Origin of the sequence: Bacteroides sp. 4_1_36, from assembly GCF_003466325.1 — a bacterium.
GTDB lineage: Bacteria > Bacteroidota > Bacteroidia > Bacteroidales > Bacteroidaceae > Bacteroides > Bacteroides uniformis.
Genome location: NZ_QSOX01000007.1, coordinates 189,696 through 206,568 on the forward strand (window position 1 = coordinate 189,696; position 16,873 = coordinate 206,568).

The following is a 16,873-nucleotide window of genomic DNA, read 5'->3' on the forward strand; positions in this document are numbered from 1 at the left end:
TCTTACAACGAGGAAGCCCCGGACGGGCAGGATAATCCTGCTGACCGGGGCTTTTCCTTTATCCCTCTTCTCTTCCAAAGAAGAGACCCGTCTCCATACAGAAGAACTATAGGATTCCTTGTTTCTTCATCTCTTCCACTACCAATTCCAACTCTGCATACCAGTCCTCACCAAACTTACGGATAAGCGGCTCTTTCAGGAACTTGTACACGGGCAGATTTTCCTTTTGTCCCAACAACATAGCGGCTTTGCAGACATCCCAACGATGATAGTTCACTGCCTTATAGAGTCCGTAGTTCCCCACCCTTATCGGATAGAGATGACAGGATATGGGTTTGTAGAAGTTGGTCCTACCTTCACGGTAAGCCTTTTCGATGGCGCAATAACAACAGCCTTTATCATCATAGCAGGTAAAGACGCAATCCTTGTTGTTCACAATAGAAGTCACCAGGTCACCTTCACAATCGGTATAGACCACACCTTGCTCCTCTATCACGGTGCGGGCTTCGGGAGAAAGCTCGTCCCAAATCAGCGGAAGCACCTCTTCCAGTTTCTCCACCTCGTCCAGCTCTACGGGAGCACCGGCATCGCCCTCAATGCAACAAATCCCCTGGCAGGCACCCAAGTCACACAAGAACTTCTCGCGCAAGACATCGAAAGAAACCACAACATCACCAATCTGTATCATAATCGTTCTATTGAAAAAAGACGCGGATTATCCGGATTGCACAGACTCAACTTTAAGAGCATCCGTGGAATCCGTATAATCCGCGTCTAAATATTGTTACGGCTTTGACGCCTTACTTAATCAAATCCTTACCAGTCATTTCGGCCGGCTGCTCCATACCCAAGATATGCAGGATAGAAGGAGCTACGTCAGCCAATACACCGTTCTCAACCTTGGCGTCCTTGTTTGCAGTAACGTAAACGAAAGGAACGGGGTTCAGAGAGTGGGCAGTATTCGGAGTACCATCCTCATTCAGAGCATGGTCGGCATTACCGTGGTCGGCGATGATGATTACTTCATAATCGTTTGCCTTGGCAGCCTCAACGGTGTCTTTCACACATTCGTCGATGGCTTTCACTGCCTTCTCGATAGCTTCGTAGATACCGGTATGTCCCACCATATCACCATTGGCGTAGTTCACCACGATGAAATCGAACTTCTGGGTCTTGATAGCTTCAACCAACTTGTCCTTCACCTCGTACGCACTCATTTCAGGCTTCAAGTCGTAAGTGGCAACCTTCGGAGAAGGAACCAGGATGCGCTCTTCAGCATCGTAGGGAGTCTCGCGGCCACCGTTGAAGAAGAAAGTCACGTGTGCATACTTCTCTGTTTCGGCAATGTGCAGCTGGGTCTTGCCATTGGCAGCAAGATATTCGCCCAATGTGTTCTGTACATTCTCCTTATCAAAAAGGATATGTACACCCTTGAAGCTGGCATCATACGGAGTCATGCAGTAGAACTGCAGGCCCGGAATGGTTTGCATGCCTTGTTCGGGCATATCTTGCTGGGTGAGGACAACGGTCAATTCCTTGGCACGGTCGTTGCGGTAGTTGAAGAAGATTACAACATCACCTTCCTTGATGGTACCGTCGAAGCCACCGTTCACAATCGGCTTGATGAATTCATCCGTAACGCCTTCGTCGTAGGACTCCTGCATAGCCTGGACCATATCCGTAGTAACCTTGCCTTCACCGTTTACCAACAAATCGTAAGCAACCTTCACACGTTCCCAACGTTTGTCGCGGTCCATGGCATAGAAACGTCCCACGATGGAAGCAATCTTGCCGGCAGACTTCTCGCAATGAGCAGTCAACTGCTCAATGAAACCTTTACCACTCTTCGGGTCGGTATCACGACCGTCCATAAAACAGTGGATGAAGGTATTCTCGATACCGTATTCCTTGGAAATATCGCAGAGTTTGAACAAATGGTCAAAAGAGCTGTGCACGCCACCGTTGCTGGTCAGTCCCATAAAGTGGATATTCTTGCCGTTTTCCTTTGCATATGAGAAAGCAGAAACAATTTCCTTGTTCTTCAGAATGCTGCCATCGGCACAAGCACGGTTAATCTTCACCAAATCCTGGTAAACGATGCGTCCGGCACCGATATTGAGGTGACCTACTTCAGAATTACCCATCTGTCCGTCGGGCAAACCAACGTTTTCACCGCTTGCTTGAAGCTCGGAATGCGGATAAGTTGCCAACAGACTGTCCCAATACGGAGTAGGTGTATTGAAAATCACATCATCTTTGCCTTGATCGCCGATGCCCCAGCCATCAAGAATCATTAAAAGGGCTTTCTTACTCATAATATTAATCGAATTTAATTGTATAATCTTTTTGTATGATACAAACGTTCTTTTATAGTAGGAACCTGTTTTTTGCGTTGCAAAGGTACAAAAAACAGCCGTTAAAGCGTACTGTTTCAAATGATTTATGTACTTTTGCCACGCTTAAAAAATAAAAAAACAAGAAATATGGACGATTCAAACCCACGAACGTGCAATAGTATTCACCAATAAAACGAACGGAGACGTTGACTGCAATGCCTCTGTTCCAACTAGAAAGGAGGCAAACAATGAGAAAGTATCTCTACAGTGAAAATGGCTTCACTGAAAAGGCCGAATGGCAACCCAACTGCTGGGTCAACGTAGAATGCCCGGACAACGATGATTTCAAATTCCTAACCGAAGAGCTGAAAGTTCCCGAATCATTCCTGGAAGACATAGCCGACGTGGACGAGCGCCCACGTACGGAAACAGAAGACAACTGGCTGCTGACCATCCTCCGCATCCCGATGCAGAGCAACCAACGCGGCGTGCCGTTCATCACTGTGCCCATCGGCATTATCACCAATGACGGAATCATCGTTTCTGTCTGCTATCACCACACGGAGCTGATACCGGACTTCATTCAGCACACCCGCCGGAAGAACATAGTCGTCAACAATAAACTGGATTTGATTCTGCGAATCATCTACTCTTCCGCCGTCTGGTTCCTGAAGTATCTGAAACAGATAAACAACGATGTGGCCACCGCCGAAAAAGAGCTGGAGAAAAGCATCCGCAACGAAGACCTCCTGCAACTGATGAAGCTGCAAAAGACGCTGGTCTACTTCAACACTTCCATCCGTGGCAATGAAGTGATGATAGGACGGCTGAAAAACATCTTCCAGGACACCAACTATCTGGATTTGGAATTATTGGAAGACGTGGTCATCGAGTTGAAGCAGGCATACAATACCGTAAACATCTACAGTGATATCCTGACGGGAACCATGGACGCCTTCGCCTCCATCATCTCCAACAATGTGAATGCCATCATGAAACGTATGACAAGCCTCAGCATTACACTGATGATTCCCACGTTGATAGCCAGTTTCTACGGCATGAATGTGGACATCCACCTGGAGAGTTTTCCGCACGCGTTTATTTTCATCATACTTTTGTCGGCAATATTATCAGCAGTGACATTCGTATGGTTCAGAAGGATTAAGTGGTTCTAAACAGCATCATTGTCCGAAGTTCAGCGACAACTGCCCATCCCCCAAGAGATTAAACGTCAAGCGATGATAGGGTGTAGTACCCCGCTCAGCAATGGCGGCACGATGTTTCTTGGTGGGATACCCCTTGTTACGATTCCAGTCATAATACGGATATTCCTCGTGAAGGCGGTTCATGTAGTCATCACGATAGGTCTTTGCCAAAATGGAGGCGGCAGCGATGGAAAGGTACTTCCCGTCTCCTTTCACTACGGTAGTATGCGGCAAGTCCCGATATTTTTTAAAGCGGTTGCCGTCTATCAGCAGATGTTGCGGACGGACATTCAGTTGGTCAACAGCACGGTGCATGGCAAGAAAGGAGGCATTGAGAATATTGATTTTGTCAATTTCTTCGGGAGAGACGACGCCCACCGCCCATGCCAGAGCCTCTTTTTCAATCACTTCACGCAAGGTATAGCGTTGTTTTTCCGTCAGCTGCTTGGAGTCGTTCAAAAGTTCATTCTTAAAGTCCGTTGGCAGAATAACAGCAGCGGCATAGACCGCACCGGCCAGACAGCCGCGACCGGCCTCATCGCATCCTGCCTCTATCAAATCTTTATTCAAATAAGGTAATAACATATATATCGCTATCTTTGAGGCACAAAGATAAATCTTTTTGGAGGGAAACCGGACTTCTAAGAAGAATTAATTAAATTTGCAGAAACAAGACGATGCCATGAAGAAAAACCTATGTCTACTACTCGTATGTCTTCTGTCAGCAGCTGCCCCACTGCAAGCTCAAGACATGCAGCAAGCACAGAAATTGATTGACCAAGCACAGAAATACCTGTACAACAACCCCAAACAAGCTTCCTACTATGCAGCTCAGGCTTCTGCCTTGTTTCCCGAAGATGAGCCCAGTGAGGTCCGCGCACAAGCTATGATTCTCTACTGTCAAGCCGAACAATTGTTGGGGAACTTCGACCTAAGTATCAAGAATCTTTATGACACCCAAAAATATATCCATCCCACCAACAAAAAACAAATGGCACAACTCTGCTCCTTGATGGGGCGTGTATACAGCAAACTAGGCGATTACAACAAAGCCATTGAACTGAACGACAAAGCAACCTCCATCTTCAAATCCATCGGCGATTCCACCTCTGTGGCCGGATGCTATAACGAACGTGGAGTAATGCACCACTTCATGAGTGAATTTACCGTTGCCGAGCGTTTCTTCCAGCGTGCGCTGGCCATCAACCGTGCCCAACGAAACCTGAAAGAGATTGCAACCAACTTGAACAACCTCTGTCTGTACCGAGGAAATACGGAAGAGAAACTTTCTTTCATCCAGGAAGCCATCACCATCAACAAGAATCTGGACGCCCAATGGTCTCTTGGCGAAAACTACAACAACATGGGGAAACAGTATTACTATGACAAGCAATACTCCAAAGCCTTGGAAGCCTTGCATAAAGCCTACGAGTATGCCCACAACATCGGAGCCCGCGAACTGATTTGCGACAATTACGAATATTCGTCCATGGTATATGCAGCTATAGGTGACTATGCCCAAGCTTATAAGTATCTGGACAAGAGGTACCACCTGGGCAAGGAACTGCAAAGTAGCAACAAGCTACGCAACATCGAGCAGGAAATTTCCTATAAAAGATACCAAGACCAAAAATATGCTACTGAAATGCAGGAACAAACCTACAAGATAGAGCTACTGAAACGCAATTTGTGGCTTTTGGGCAGCGTACTTATTCTGGGAATAGCTTTCAGCATCTTTCTATATAAATGGTATAAACGCCGAAAAGATTTGCAACTGATAGAAGCACGCTACCAATTGCAACTGTCCGAAAAAGAAGTGGCCGAACTGAAGATGCATCAGCAAGAGCTGGAACTTCAAAATGTACACAATGAACTGGCTACCAGTCGGCAGGAGGCAACCAGCTTCGCCGTATTCCTGAAAAGCCGCAATGAACTGCTGGACAAAATACGCGGAATGGTGAAAGAAGGATATAAGATGGACGCGCAAGCCATCACGCCCCACCTGAAGAAAATCAACGCATTCATCAGCCAGAGCCAAAGCGGAGACAAAACCAACAGTGCCCTATTGACAAACATCGATGATAAAAGCAATGAATTCCTCCAAAGACTAGTAGCGATTCATCCCAAACTGACACAAGGCGAGAAATATCTTGCCACCCTGCTAAGGGTAAATTTGTCTACCAAAGAAATATCCATGTTGACCGGTACTACCCCTAAAACCATCAACATGAACCGTTACCGCCTGCGCAAATCCCTCAACCTTTCTTCCGAAGAAGACTTGACCGACTATCTACAGAACATATAACCCAGTTCAAGGCTGAAAATATTTATTTTGCATTTCTACCCTCACCGCCCTCACTGCTTACCTAAAAGTCTTTATTCATCGGACTTTCAGAGGTGAGTAAGGGCAATTTCAAAAAGGTGAGGGTAAAGTTTGCTCTCACTTTGTCTCAGTAGAAACAAGGCATCGAACAAGTAAGCATAGGCTCGCAAGTCCGGAAGAAGGGACTACTGTATCAGTATGCAAATGAAAGAACCGTCTACGGATGACGTTTATAAAGAAAAAAGCGTCTAGTTAAATCAGGAAAAGACAGCTTTCTTTTTGTTTCCCCCAATTAAACACCTTGTTTTATGTTGTGCAAACAAAACGTTTTATACTACATGAACAAAGTGTTTTGTACTGCAGAAACAAAGTGTTCATCACTATGAACTAATAAGTTATCCGTATTTTGCAAGAGATAAGATATGAATGTCATCCGTCTTATACTCGACTTCCTCTTTTACAGATGGCTTGCAGATAAAACATCTGCAAGGGACATCATTGATAAACAGTAGTATCTCAACTCTCCTCCGGGGAGGAGAGTTGAGATACTACTGTTTATCAATAATTATAAAGGACTTGCGAAACTTGAGTTGCTTGATATTTCTAAAAGAGTTGGTTTCCTTCTTCATCTAATCACCGTTTACTTGTTACTTGCGCAACTCAATAATTAATGTAAATCGGGAAAAGTTTATGTGGATATAGTTTTGTAGATATAGAATATCTCATTTTACCCCTATTTATCAGATATTTACAAAACTATTTGTAGATAATAAAACAAAGAATATCCCTCTCTTGTAGTCTGCTTGTAGATAACATTCATTAGCAATTCCTGTTTATGAAGCTTAATTTAGCATTGTGAAAAACCAATAGTATTAACCTTAAAAACTTATTCAAATGAGTAAAAGTAACTACTACAAAGAAAGAGTCATTCAGCTACTTCTCTTCTTTGCTTTTATGCTGCCTATGGGCGCATTGGCACAGAACATTCAGCTGAACGGTACCGTAACCGATGTTTCCGGTGAATCTGTCATCGGAGCCAGTGTATTAGAGAAAGGAACAACAAATGGAGTAATCACTGACATCGACGGTAACTTTACCCTCAGCGTTTCCCCAAAAGCCACTATTATTATCTCTTACGTGGGCTATGCTCCACAAGAAATCGCCCTCAATGGTCGCAAGGAATTGAAAGTGGTGCTGAAAGAAGACACCGAACTACTGGACGAAGTAGTCGTTATCGGTTATGGCACACAAAAGAAATCGGATGTTTCCGGTTCGGTAAGTTCCGTATCGGGCGATAAACTAAACAACATACCTACCGCTAATGCCGAAACTGCCCTGCAGGGTATGGCTCCCGGTTTGATAGTTAACTTTGGTAGCGGTGCCGCCGGCTCCACTCCCAGCCTGCAGGTGCGCGGTGTAACCACTTATGGAACAGACAACTCTCCGTTGGTAATTATCGATGGCGTTCCGGGTGATATGAGTTTTCTGAACCCCGAAGACATCAAGTCAATGTCTGTATTGAAAGACGCTGCCACCGCCGCTATTTACGGAGCACGCGCCGCCGCAGGCGTTATCCTGATTGAGACTTACCGTGGTACCAAATCCAAACCCAAAATCACGTTCTCAGCTTATTGGGGAGTGGATCAGATAGCCAAGAAACTTGACGTCTGCAATGCCGAAGAATTTATCCACATGGCAAAGATGGCCCGTACAAACGCCGGTCAAAACCCCAAAAACTGGCCTGCTTACATTGCGGCTTATGAGCAAGACCCCACACAGTTTGGCGACACCGATTGGCAGGACGAATACTACCGCAACGGCTTCACACAGAAATACAATGTGGGGTACACTAGTGGCAGTGAGAATGCCAACGTAGCTTTGTCCGTATTCTATTCAAAAAACGAAGCCATCGTGACCGGCACGGGTGACGAGAAATATGGCTTCCGCTTAAACTCAGACATGAAACGCGGCAAGTTCAAAGTGGGCGAATCAGTAAACTACAGCCGTTGGGAATCGGAAATGGAAGCCAACTCAGGTTTTCCCGGCATATACCAAGTGACCAACATGGAACCTATCGCACGTCTGTATGACGAGAATTGTGACGGCGGATACGGTGGTGCCATCCCCGGCATGAACATGAGCGATGCTGCCAACATGGTAGGTTATAATAACCTGATTGAGAACACCCGCGCCACAGATTACATCAAAGGATCGGGCTATCTGCAATATGAGCCCATCAAGGGACTGGTAATCAAGGCACAAGCAAGCCGTAGCCTCCTTTTCCGCGAAACCCGCGTATTCAAACCTACTTACGAACTGGGTGCCATGAAGTGGAACGAAAGCGCCTCACTATCACAGACCCGCACCAGAAGCGTCAACGACCTGCTGGAACTGACTGCCAACTACAACTTCACCATCAAAGACAGTCACGACTTCGCCTTCCTGCTGGGAGCTTCACAAGAAGAAAGCACTTACGACCTATTGGGTGCATCGGGTTCCGAATTCGAGAACAACGACATGGGCATTCTGGGCCAGGCACGCAAAGACTATGGTGTGCAAGGTGAAAAGACCCGTAGCGGCTTGCGTTCCGTATTTGGCCGTGTGAACTATAGTTGGAAAATGCGCTACATGTTAATGGCCTCGTTCCGCTATGACGGTTCTTCACGTTTTGCCGACGGTAACCAGTGGGGGTTCTTCCCCTCTGTATCAGTAGGCTGGAACATTGCCAACGAACCTTTCTGGGAAGATATGAAAGAAACAGTCAGCTCCTTCAAATTGCGTATGAGCTACGGCGCCCTCGGTAACCAATCGGTACCTCTCTATCTCTACATTCCCAAATTGGACTCCAACGCCGACAACATCAACTACCCCTTCGACGGCAAAGTCGTAAACCAGGGATATGCAGTACGTAGCCTCCCCTCAAGGAACATCAAGTGGGAAACTACCTTCTACAAAAACATCGGTGTGGACATGAGCCTATGGAACAACAAACTGGAATTCTCGATTGAAGGTTACATCAAGGACACCAAGGACATGCTTTCCGAAAAGAACATCAGTCTGTCTACCGGTTACGGTGCACTGACGGTGAACGACGGTGAACTGCGCACCACCGGTATGGAAATGCAACTGATTTACCACGGTAATGCAGGTAAGGACTTCAAGTATGACCTTGACTTCAACCTGAGCCACTTCAAGAGTAAACTGAAATCAATGGCAGACCCCAACTATATGTACGAATATGGTGCTTCACGTACCTACGTGGGTGGTTACTTCGGTGAATTCTGGGCTTACGAAACCGCAGGCATCATCCAAAATGAAGCAGAAGCCAAACTTTGGAAAGAATCACACGGACGCAAGGACAGCAAAGGCAACTGGATTCCCATGCAGCCCAACGCAGAACCCGGTGACCTCCGCTTCGTAGACCAAAACGGTGACGGCATGCTGGACAGCGATGACAAGAAGCTTCTGGGCAACGGTTGCCCCAAGGCCTCTATCGGCTTCAACGTAACACTGAATTACAAAAACTTCGATTTGGTAGCCAACTTCTACGGTGACCTCGGTGTAGACCGTTACAACTATACCAAATATCAATTGGAACGTATGGATACCAAGTTCAACTATGGCAGAAACGCACTGAAAGCATGGACTCCGGAGAACCCCAACACCAACATTCCACGTGCCGTATACGGCGACCCGAACAAGAATGCTCGCACTTCCGACCGTTTCATCGAACGAGGCGACTTCTTCCGCCTGAACAACTTGCAACTGGGCTACAACCTGCCTGCTACAGTTTGTGGTAAGTTGGGCATCAGCAACCTCCGTTTCTATGTAGGTGGTACACGCATCTTTACCATCACCGGTTACAGTGGCTATGACCCCTCTACCAACGGTGGTATTGACCGCATGGGTTACGACTATGCTTCATCACCTCTATGCCGCACTTTCATGGCCGGTATTAAATTCGGATTTTAATTGAACCAAAACTTTAAAAAAGATGATTATGAAATTAAAGAATATATTATTGTGCGCCTCAGTCTTAGGAGGCCTGGCACTCTCTTCATGTACCGGAAATTTCCTGGATGAAGACAGAAACCCCAACTCACTGGACCCCGAAAACTTCTGGAAGAGCGAATCCGACATCCTCAAAGGACTTACCGCAGCCTACGCTGGACTACAGCCTACCATCGAATGGGCGCAACCTTTCGAACGCTACATTGTGATAGACAACTACCGCAGCGACGAGCTGGACTACCGCCCCGACGTGACCGCCTGGATGGAACTGGCCATGTACAACAACGAATCGACCAACTACGTGCCCAACGATGAATGGACCAACCTCTATACCAGTATCAACTATTGCAACCAGTGTCTGGACAACATTCCCAATGTGCCCGACAACGATGACGAAGGCATCAAGCAGACCAAAGCGACCAGTATTGCCGAGGCACGTTTTCTGAGAGCCTTCTACTACTACCGTCTCTTCATCAACTTCGGTGAAAGACTACCAATGTTCGAGCACGAACTCGAAGGTACCGAAGAGGAATTCTATCCTCCTCAGGTAGAAGCCGGCAGACTGAAGACTTTCATCGAGACAGAACTGAGTGAATGTCAAGCCAACCTTCCCGAAAAATGGAATACAAACATGGCCGGACGCGTCACTAAATATACTGCCGCAGCACTCTTAGGCAAATACTATATGTTCATCGGCGAAAAGGCCAAAGCCAAAACAGAATTCTGGAAAGTCATTGACAGTCACAGATATGAACTGATGGAGAACTATGGCGACAACTTCAACGGACTACACGAGAACAATAAGGAATCCATCCTTGAAGTACAGTTCACCGGAAGTCTGGAAGGCGGGCACTACGAATACAATCTCTTTACCTTGCACTTGGGTCCCGACAGTGGCTGTGGCGCATACGAGGAAGCATATCCGTCCAAATGGTTATTCAATACACTGAAGAAAGACCTCACCGAAGATGGGGAATACAGCGACCGATTGTATGAGACTATCATTTTCGACGATCCCAAATCCCGTCCGTTCTATTACGAAGACGGCAAAGGATTCAGTGATTACCACCAAGAAGACAATATCTACTGGCGCAAATATGTGACTTACGACAAGTCATTGGGTGATTACTGGGATTATTCCGGTTTCAACATCCCCCTCATCCGCTATGCGGACATCCTGTTGCTCTATGCCGAGTGTCTGAACGATGAAGGAAACTCTAAAGAAGCCATCAAATACATCAACAAAGTACGTGACCGTGTACACGTAACGCCACTGTCCGACACCCTAAGTAAAGAACAAGTGCTGAAGCACCTGCAGGATGTGGAACGTCCTTGCGAACTGGCCCTCGAAGGCTCACGCTGGTATGATCTCATCCGTTGGGGCATTGTGGAAGACGCACTTAAGAGTCATGAAAAGCCTTTCGCAAGCAATTTCATATCGACCAAGCATATCAGACTCGCTATCCCTCACAAAGAATTCCTGATGAATCCTGATTGGGTGCAAAACGAAGGTTACACAAAATAACCGATAACCCTACAACTCAGTCTCTATCGGAAGCGAAATGCCGGAAACGGGATCCCATCCGATAGAGATTGCTTTTAATAGAACTCTCTGTTTCAAGACTTCATTTCATCATATACTTAATTTACCATGAGACATCCAAATAAAAACATCGCTTTGACTGGCATCGTTGCCTGCATACTGGCCTCGTGCGTCAAAGCTCCCACTTCTTCAGAACCGCTTTTATCCAAGCAAGCGGACTTCTGTAATCTTATCAACATAAAGAACACTCCCGCCGGAGCCGTAGACTGGGATGCCTACGTCTTTGCCGACAAAGGTGCTTGGATGGCATACTCACTGCCCGACAACGAAAACCGTCGCCATGCCGGTGCTTTCATGGGACCTATGGTCATGACCGGACGCGGATGGATAGCTGCCGGACTCGCCGAACCTACGCTGTGGGTGAACGGCGAACAGTATAGGATGGTGTACAATGTACAGACCACCCGATACCTCCCCGGCAAACTGATACAGGAATACAACGATGAGAACTTAAACTTCACTACCGAATTGTGCTACCTCACCTCACGTTCCGTAGCCATACGTTCAATCGTGAAGAATATGAGCCAAAAACCGGTAAAGGTCAGCTTCGACTGGAACGGAGGCGTATACGAGCCTACCTCTGTCGTAAGCAGCATAGATAAAGGTCTCTCTTTCATCCGCCCCAAAGATTCCACGAACACGGTAATCCGATTCCTCACAGCAGACAAGATTCAGGCTGTGGGGAGCGATAGCCTGCACGTCACAGAAAAAAGTGAAATGACCCTGGAACCCGGCAAGACTTATCAGTCGGAGATGACTCAAACCCTGACGCTGCGCGGTGAAGACACAGCCAAAGAACTGGCTGCCATAGCAACGCTGAATATAGACAATTGCTTTGAACTAAACGAACAGCAATGGAACGCACAAATCGCTTCGTTGCTGAGCGGAAACAGCAAGTACCTCAAGGACAACAAATACCGCAAGGTACTCGTAAAAGCAATGATGACCCTGAACAGCAACTACCGCACCCCTGCCGGTGACATCCTGCATGGCGGCAGCAACCCGTCGTACAACGGATTCATCAACGGCATCTGGTCGTGGGACTCCTGGAAGATTGCTTCGGGCAACGTACATTTCAACGAGGAGATAGCCAAAAGCGAAATGATTACCCTCTTCGACTATCAAGCCGACAACGGCATGGTACCCGACTTCATCAGCTACAACAAGAAATACAATAACTGGCGCGATGCCAAACCGCCCGTAGCCGCCTGGGGAGCCATGAACGTGTATAAAGCTACCGGCGACAAGAAATTCCTCGAAACAATGTTCGACAAGCTCTATAAGTTCCATCAGTGGTGGTATGCCGAGCGCGACCACAATCACAACGGCATCTGCGAATACGGTTCCACCGACGGCACTCTCATTGCTGCCTGTTGGGAAAGCGGCATGGACAACGGCGTACGCTTTGACGATGCCGTGATGCAGAAAAACAGCGAGAAGGCATGGTCCATGAACCAGGAGAACATCTGCCTGAACTCGTTCCTCTACGTAGACAAGACCATCCTCGCCGAAATGGCAACCCTCCTGAACAAGCCCGAACTGGCGGCACAGCTTAATGCCGAAGCCAAAGTCATCAAGGAGTTCGTACAGACAAAGATGTGGGACAAGGAAACCGGATTCTTCTACGACACCCGTATCGATACCGGCGAGCACATCAAAGTGATGGGTGCCGAATGCTGGCTGCCACTCTGGGCAGGCATCGCCACTCCCGAACAGGCCAAACAGGTGATGCAGAAGATGATGGACCCGCAGAAGTTCAACTCCACCCTTCCATTGGGTACCTTGGACATCAGCCATCCTCGCCTGCGTCCCGTGCGCGGCTACTGGCGCGGCCCGGTCTGGGTAGACCAAGTGTACTTCGGTATCACCGGCCTGCGCAACTATGGTTTCGACCGGGAAGCCGACATACTGACTGAGAAGTTCATCAACAACGCCCAAGGACTCACCACCGACGGCCCTATCCACGAGAACTACAACCCGCTGACCGGCGAAGCGCTCAATTCGCCTAACTTCGGCTGGAGTTCGGCATGTATCATCAAGATGCTGCTCGATGAGTAACTCTCACGCAAAACAACTCTCAAAAGTCTGAAAAGACAAACGATTATACATCATTAAAAGCATACGAATATGAATAAGATACATTCAATCTGCACCCTCGCACTGATGCTACCGTTATGCGCATTTGCACAGTACGACGGTACACCCATGAACAAGACGGGCGACACCAAGAAAGCGGAAACCGCCGTAAGAACCGACAAATATCCTCACTCGGACAACGATTGGGAAAACTTTGATGTGTTGCACATCAACCGTCTGCCTTCTGCCGCCACCTTCATGGCCTACACCACCAAAGAGAAAGCAGTGAAGAACGACAAGAGTCAATCGGAATATTTTCAGTCGTTGAACGGTACCTGGAAGTTTCAGTTTGTTCCCCGTTCGGACCAGCGCCCGATGGACTTCTTTGAAAAAGGCCACGATGTAAGCGGATGGGGCAACATCAAAGTGCCTGCCAACTGGGAAATGGAAGGCTATGGCCATCCTTTCTATGTAGGTGCCGGCTACGGCATCAAGCGCAACCCGCCACTCATTGCCGTGGAAAACAGTCCCGTAGGTTCCTACAAACGCACATTCAACGTCCCTGCCAACTGGAAAGGCAAGCAAATCGTCCTCCACTTCGGAGGCGTGGCCTCAGCTTTCTATGTGTGGGTCAACGGTGAAAAGGTGGGTTACTCGCAAGATTCCAAGACCCCCAGTGAGTTCGATATCACCCCCTATGCAGTAACCGGACAGAACGAGATTGCCGTGCAGGTATTCAAGTTCAGCGACGGCTACTACTTAGAGGATCAGGATTACTGGCGCTTTGCCGGTATACAACGTGATGTGTACCTTTATGCCCGTCCCAACATCCACGTGCGCGACTTTGAAGTAGTGACCGACCTCGACAACGAGTATAAGGACGCCGACTTCCACCTCTATGTGGAACTGGACAATGCCCAAAACTCCCAACGTACTCAAACGCCCAAGGTAAAAGGTGCCGAAGTGGAAGTGAGCCTGACGGACAAAGAGGGAAAAGTCATCTACACTGAACGCCAACGCGCCAAAGACAACAAGCTGCACTTCCTGAAACACATCGAAACGCCCCTACTGTGGAGTGCTGAAAAGCCCAACCTATACCAGATGATGATTACACTGCGTGCCAACGGCCAGACACAGTACATCTGCCGCAACATCGGATTCCGCAAATCGGAAATCAAACATGCACAGTTACTCGTCAACGGGCAACCCGTCTACATCAAGGGCGTAAACCGCCACGAACACGACCCTTACCACGGCCATGTAGTGGACGAAGCCTCCATGATACGCGACCTGGAACTGATGAAACAAAACAACATCAACAGCGTGCGCACCTCCCACTACCCCAACGACCCGCGCTGGTATGAACTGTGCGACATCTACGGCATGTATGTAGTGGACGAGGCCAACATCGAAAGCCACGGCATGGGCTACAAACCCGACCAATGCCTCGCCAACCAACCCGAATGGCAGAAGGCTTTCATCGACCGTACAGAACGTATGTTTGAACGCGACAAGAACCACCCCTGCGTCATTATTTGGTCATTGGGCAACGAAACCGGCTCAGGCTGTAACTTCCAAGCCACCTATGCTTGGATTCATGCCCACGACCGTTCCCAACGCCCCGTACACTCCGAGGACTCTGGCAAAAACCGTCCTTTCACCGACATCTTCTGCCCCATGTACAAGAAGATAGACGTGTTGATAAACCATGCTCTCTATCTGCCCACCATGCCCCTCATCCTCTGCGAATACGCTCATGCTATGGGTAATAGTGTGGGCAATCTGCAAGACTACTGGGACATCATCGAGAAGTACCCTTCTCTACAAGGCGGTCACATCTGGGACTGGGTGGACCAGGGTCTTTACAACAAGACCGACGACGGTAAGTTCTACTGGGCCTACGGCGGCGACCTTGCCCCCGAAGGCACTCCAAGCTCGGCCAACTTCTGCATGAACGGCCTGATTGCCGCAGACCGCACATTGAAGCCCCACATACATGAAGTGAAACGGGTGTACCAGAATATGGCTTTCAGATTGCTCGATTATCACGAAGGATTGGTAGAGCTTAGAAACAAGTTCTTCTTCACCAACCTGAATGACTTTGACTTCACTTGGCGTTTGGAAGGCAACGGCGAAGTATTGGCACAAGGACGCATAGATAATGTAGATTTGCCCGCCCAACAGACAGGCGTATTCCGGACACAGTTCCCCACCATACATTCCACCGAAGGAGTAGAATATTACCTGAATTTCTATGCCAGCCAGAAGCGCGACGAGGGTCTGCTGAAGGCCGGTACACAATTGGCTGCCGAACAAGTGAAGCTTCCCTTCTATAAGGCTGTTACCCCCAAAGCTGCCTCAGGCAACGTGACGGCAAGCGACAGCGAAGCCCTACTTGTCCTCACTGCCGGAAATGTCAGTGTAGGATTCGACAAAGCCACCGGAGCACTCTGCTCGTTCAAGGAAGGCAAGGAAGAGATGATTAAGGAAGCACTGCGTCCCAACTTCTGGCGTCCGGTGACGGACAATGACATGGGCAACGACATGAACAAGACCCTGCGCCCGTGGCGTGAAGCCGGACGTGGCGCCAAACTCACCTCATTGGAGAAAACAGCGCTCGACAAAGATGGCTATGAAGTAGTGTCACACTACCGTCTGCCCGAAGAAGTTGCCGGTTCGGAATTCATTGTCCGCTACCGCTTCTCACCGAGAGGCAGCCTCGATGTGAACTGTACTTTCATTCCTGCCAACGACACTTTACCTTTGATGCCCCGCATGGGTGTGAGCATCACCCTGAACAAGCAATACGACCAAATGGCATGGCTAGGTCGAGGTCCGCACGAGAACTATTGCGACCGCAACGGTTCTTCCTTCGTGGGTCTGTACAAAGGTAGCGTGGCCGAACAGTACTTCGCCTACGACCGTCCACAAGAAAACGGCAACAAGACCGATGTACGTTGGATGAGCCTCACCGATTTGAAAGGCAATGGCCTGATGGTTATCGGTGCACCCACAATCAGCGGCAGTGCCTACCTCTTCCCGACAGAAGATTTGGATGAACCCGGCACACGCAAGTCACAACGCCATATCTCAGACATCCAACCCAAAGATATGGTGACTTGGAACATAGACTTCAAGCAGATGGGTGTGGGTGGAGATACCAGTTGGGGAGCCTACCCGCATCAACCATACCTGATTCCTGCCCGTAAGATGGAATTCTCATTCCGCTTATGCCCTGCACAAGAAAAAGGAGTGAAAGAGAACCAAAGATATTTGGAAATGAAGTAATTTTGCAATTGTCAAACCTCAGAAGCGCCTT

Annotated in this window: 9 protein-coding genes; 6 read left to right on the forward strand and 3 right to left on the reverse strand. The window is 48.2% G+C overall.

The genetic code is table 11. The features are described 5' to 3' along the window. Positions 1-106 precede the first annotated feature (106 nt). A complete protein-coding gene (locus DXD65_RS09340; protein WP_008662683.1) occupies positions 107-688 on the reverse strand; it encodes a DUF3109 family protein in 582 nt (193 codons plus the stop codon). A 112-nt stretch (positions 689-800) separates the two neighbouring features. Then, entirely contained in the window at positions 801-2,315 is a 1,515-nt protein-coding gene (gpmI, locus tag DXD65_RS09345; RefSeq protein WP_117887575.1) for a 2,3-bisphosphoglycerate-independent phosphoglycerate mutase, read from the reverse strand. A 269-nt stretch (positions 2,316-2,584) separates the two neighbouring features. On the opposite strand from gpmI, the gene DXD65_RS09350 reads away from it, so the two are divergent. Beyond that, a complete protein-coding gene (locus DXD65_RS09350; protein WP_005834540.1) occupies positions 2,585-3,511 on the forward strand; it encodes a magnesium transporter CorA family protein in 927 nt (308 codons plus the stop codon). Between the two features lie 6 nt (positions 3,512-3,517). Here the strand turns inward: DXD65_RS09350 and DXD65_RS09355 are convergent, their stop codons facing one another. Next, on the reverse strand, positions 3,518-4,126 hold the full coding sequence (locus DXD65_RS09355; protein WP_008662678.1) for a ribonuclease HII: 609 nt from the start codon (positions 4,124-4,126) through the stop codon (positions 3,518-3,520). Positions 4,127-4,223: 97 nt separating this feature from the next. On the opposite strand from DXD65_RS09355, the gene DXD65_RS09360 reads away from it, so the two are divergent. From DXD65_RS09360 to DXD65_RS09385, 5 genes are all read left to right on the forward strand, one after another. Further along, a complete protein-coding gene (locus DXD65_RS09360) occupies positions 4,224-5,846 on the forward strand; it encodes a tetratricopeptide repeat protein (RefSeq protein ID WP_117588748.1) in 1,623 nt (540 codons plus the stop codon). Between the two features lie 912 nt (positions 5,847-6,758). Continuing rightward, entirely contained in the window at positions 6,759-9,836 is a 3,078-nt protein-coding gene (locus tag DXD65_RS09370; protein WP_005830477.1) for a SusC/RagA family TonB-linked outer membrane protein, read from the forward strand. Between the two features lie 28 nt (positions 9,837-9,864). Continuing rightward, positions 9,865-11,400, forward strand: coding sequence for a RagB/SusD family nutrient uptake outer membrane protein (locus DXD65_RS09375; RefSeq protein ID WP_005834532.1), 1,536 nt, complete (start codon positions 9,865-9,867; stop codon positions 11,398-11,400). Between the two features lie 126 nt (positions 11,401-11,526). Continuing rightward, positions 11,527-13,536 carry an MGH1-like glycoside hydrolase domain-containing protein gene (locus DXD65_RS09380; protein ID WP_005834530.1) on the forward strand — a complete coding sequence of 670 codons (2,010 nt, stop codon included), beginning with the start codon at positions 11,527-11,529 and terminating at the stop codon, positions 13,534-13,536. Positions 13,537-13,605: 69 nt separating this feature from the next. Beyond that, positions 13,606-16,842 (forward strand): glycoside hydrolase family 2 TIM barrel-domain containing protein, encoded by a 3,237-nt coding sequence (locus DXD65_RS09385; RefSeq protein ID WP_009037688.1) that lies wholly within the window; start codon positions 13,606-13,608, stop codon positions 16,840-16,842. Positions 16,843-16,873: the final 31 nt, after the last annotated feature.

Coding starts and splice junctions, on each gene's coding strand:
- DXD65_RS09380 (WP_005834530.1), top strand. CDS start 11,527: ATGAGACATCCAAATAAAAACATCGCTTTGACTGGCATCGTTGCCTGC.
- DXD65_RS09370 (WP_005830477.1), top strand. CDS start 6,759: ATGAGTAAAAGTAACTACTACAAAGAAAGAGTCATTCAGCTACTTCTC.
- DXD65_RS09355 (WP_008662678.1), bottom strand. CDS start 4,126: ATGTTATTACCTTATTTGAATAAAGATTTGATAGAGGCAGGATGCGAT.
- DXD65_RS09385 (WP_009037688.1), top strand. CDS start 13,606: ATGAATAAGATACATTCAATCTGCACCCTCGCACTGATGCTACCGTTA.
- DXD65_RS09375 (WP_005834532.1), top strand. CDS start 9,865: ATGAAATTAAAGAATATATTATTGTGCGCCTCAGTCTTAGGAGGCCTG.
- DXD65_RS09360 (WP_117588748.1), top strand. CDS start 4,224: ATGAAGAAAAACCTATGTCTACTACTCGTATGTCTTCTGTCAGCAGCT.
- gpmI (WP_117887575.1), bottom strand. CDS start 2,315: ATGAGTAAGAAAGCCCTTTTAATGATTCTTGATGGCTGGGGCATCGGC.
- DXD65_RS09350 (WP_005834540.1), top strand. CDS start 2,585: ATGAGAAAGTATCTCTACAGTGAAAATGGCTTCACTGAAAAGGCCGAA.
- DXD65_RS09340 (WP_008662683.1), bottom strand. CDS start 688: ATGATACAGATTGGTGATGTTGTGGTTTCTTTCGATGTCTTGCGCGAG.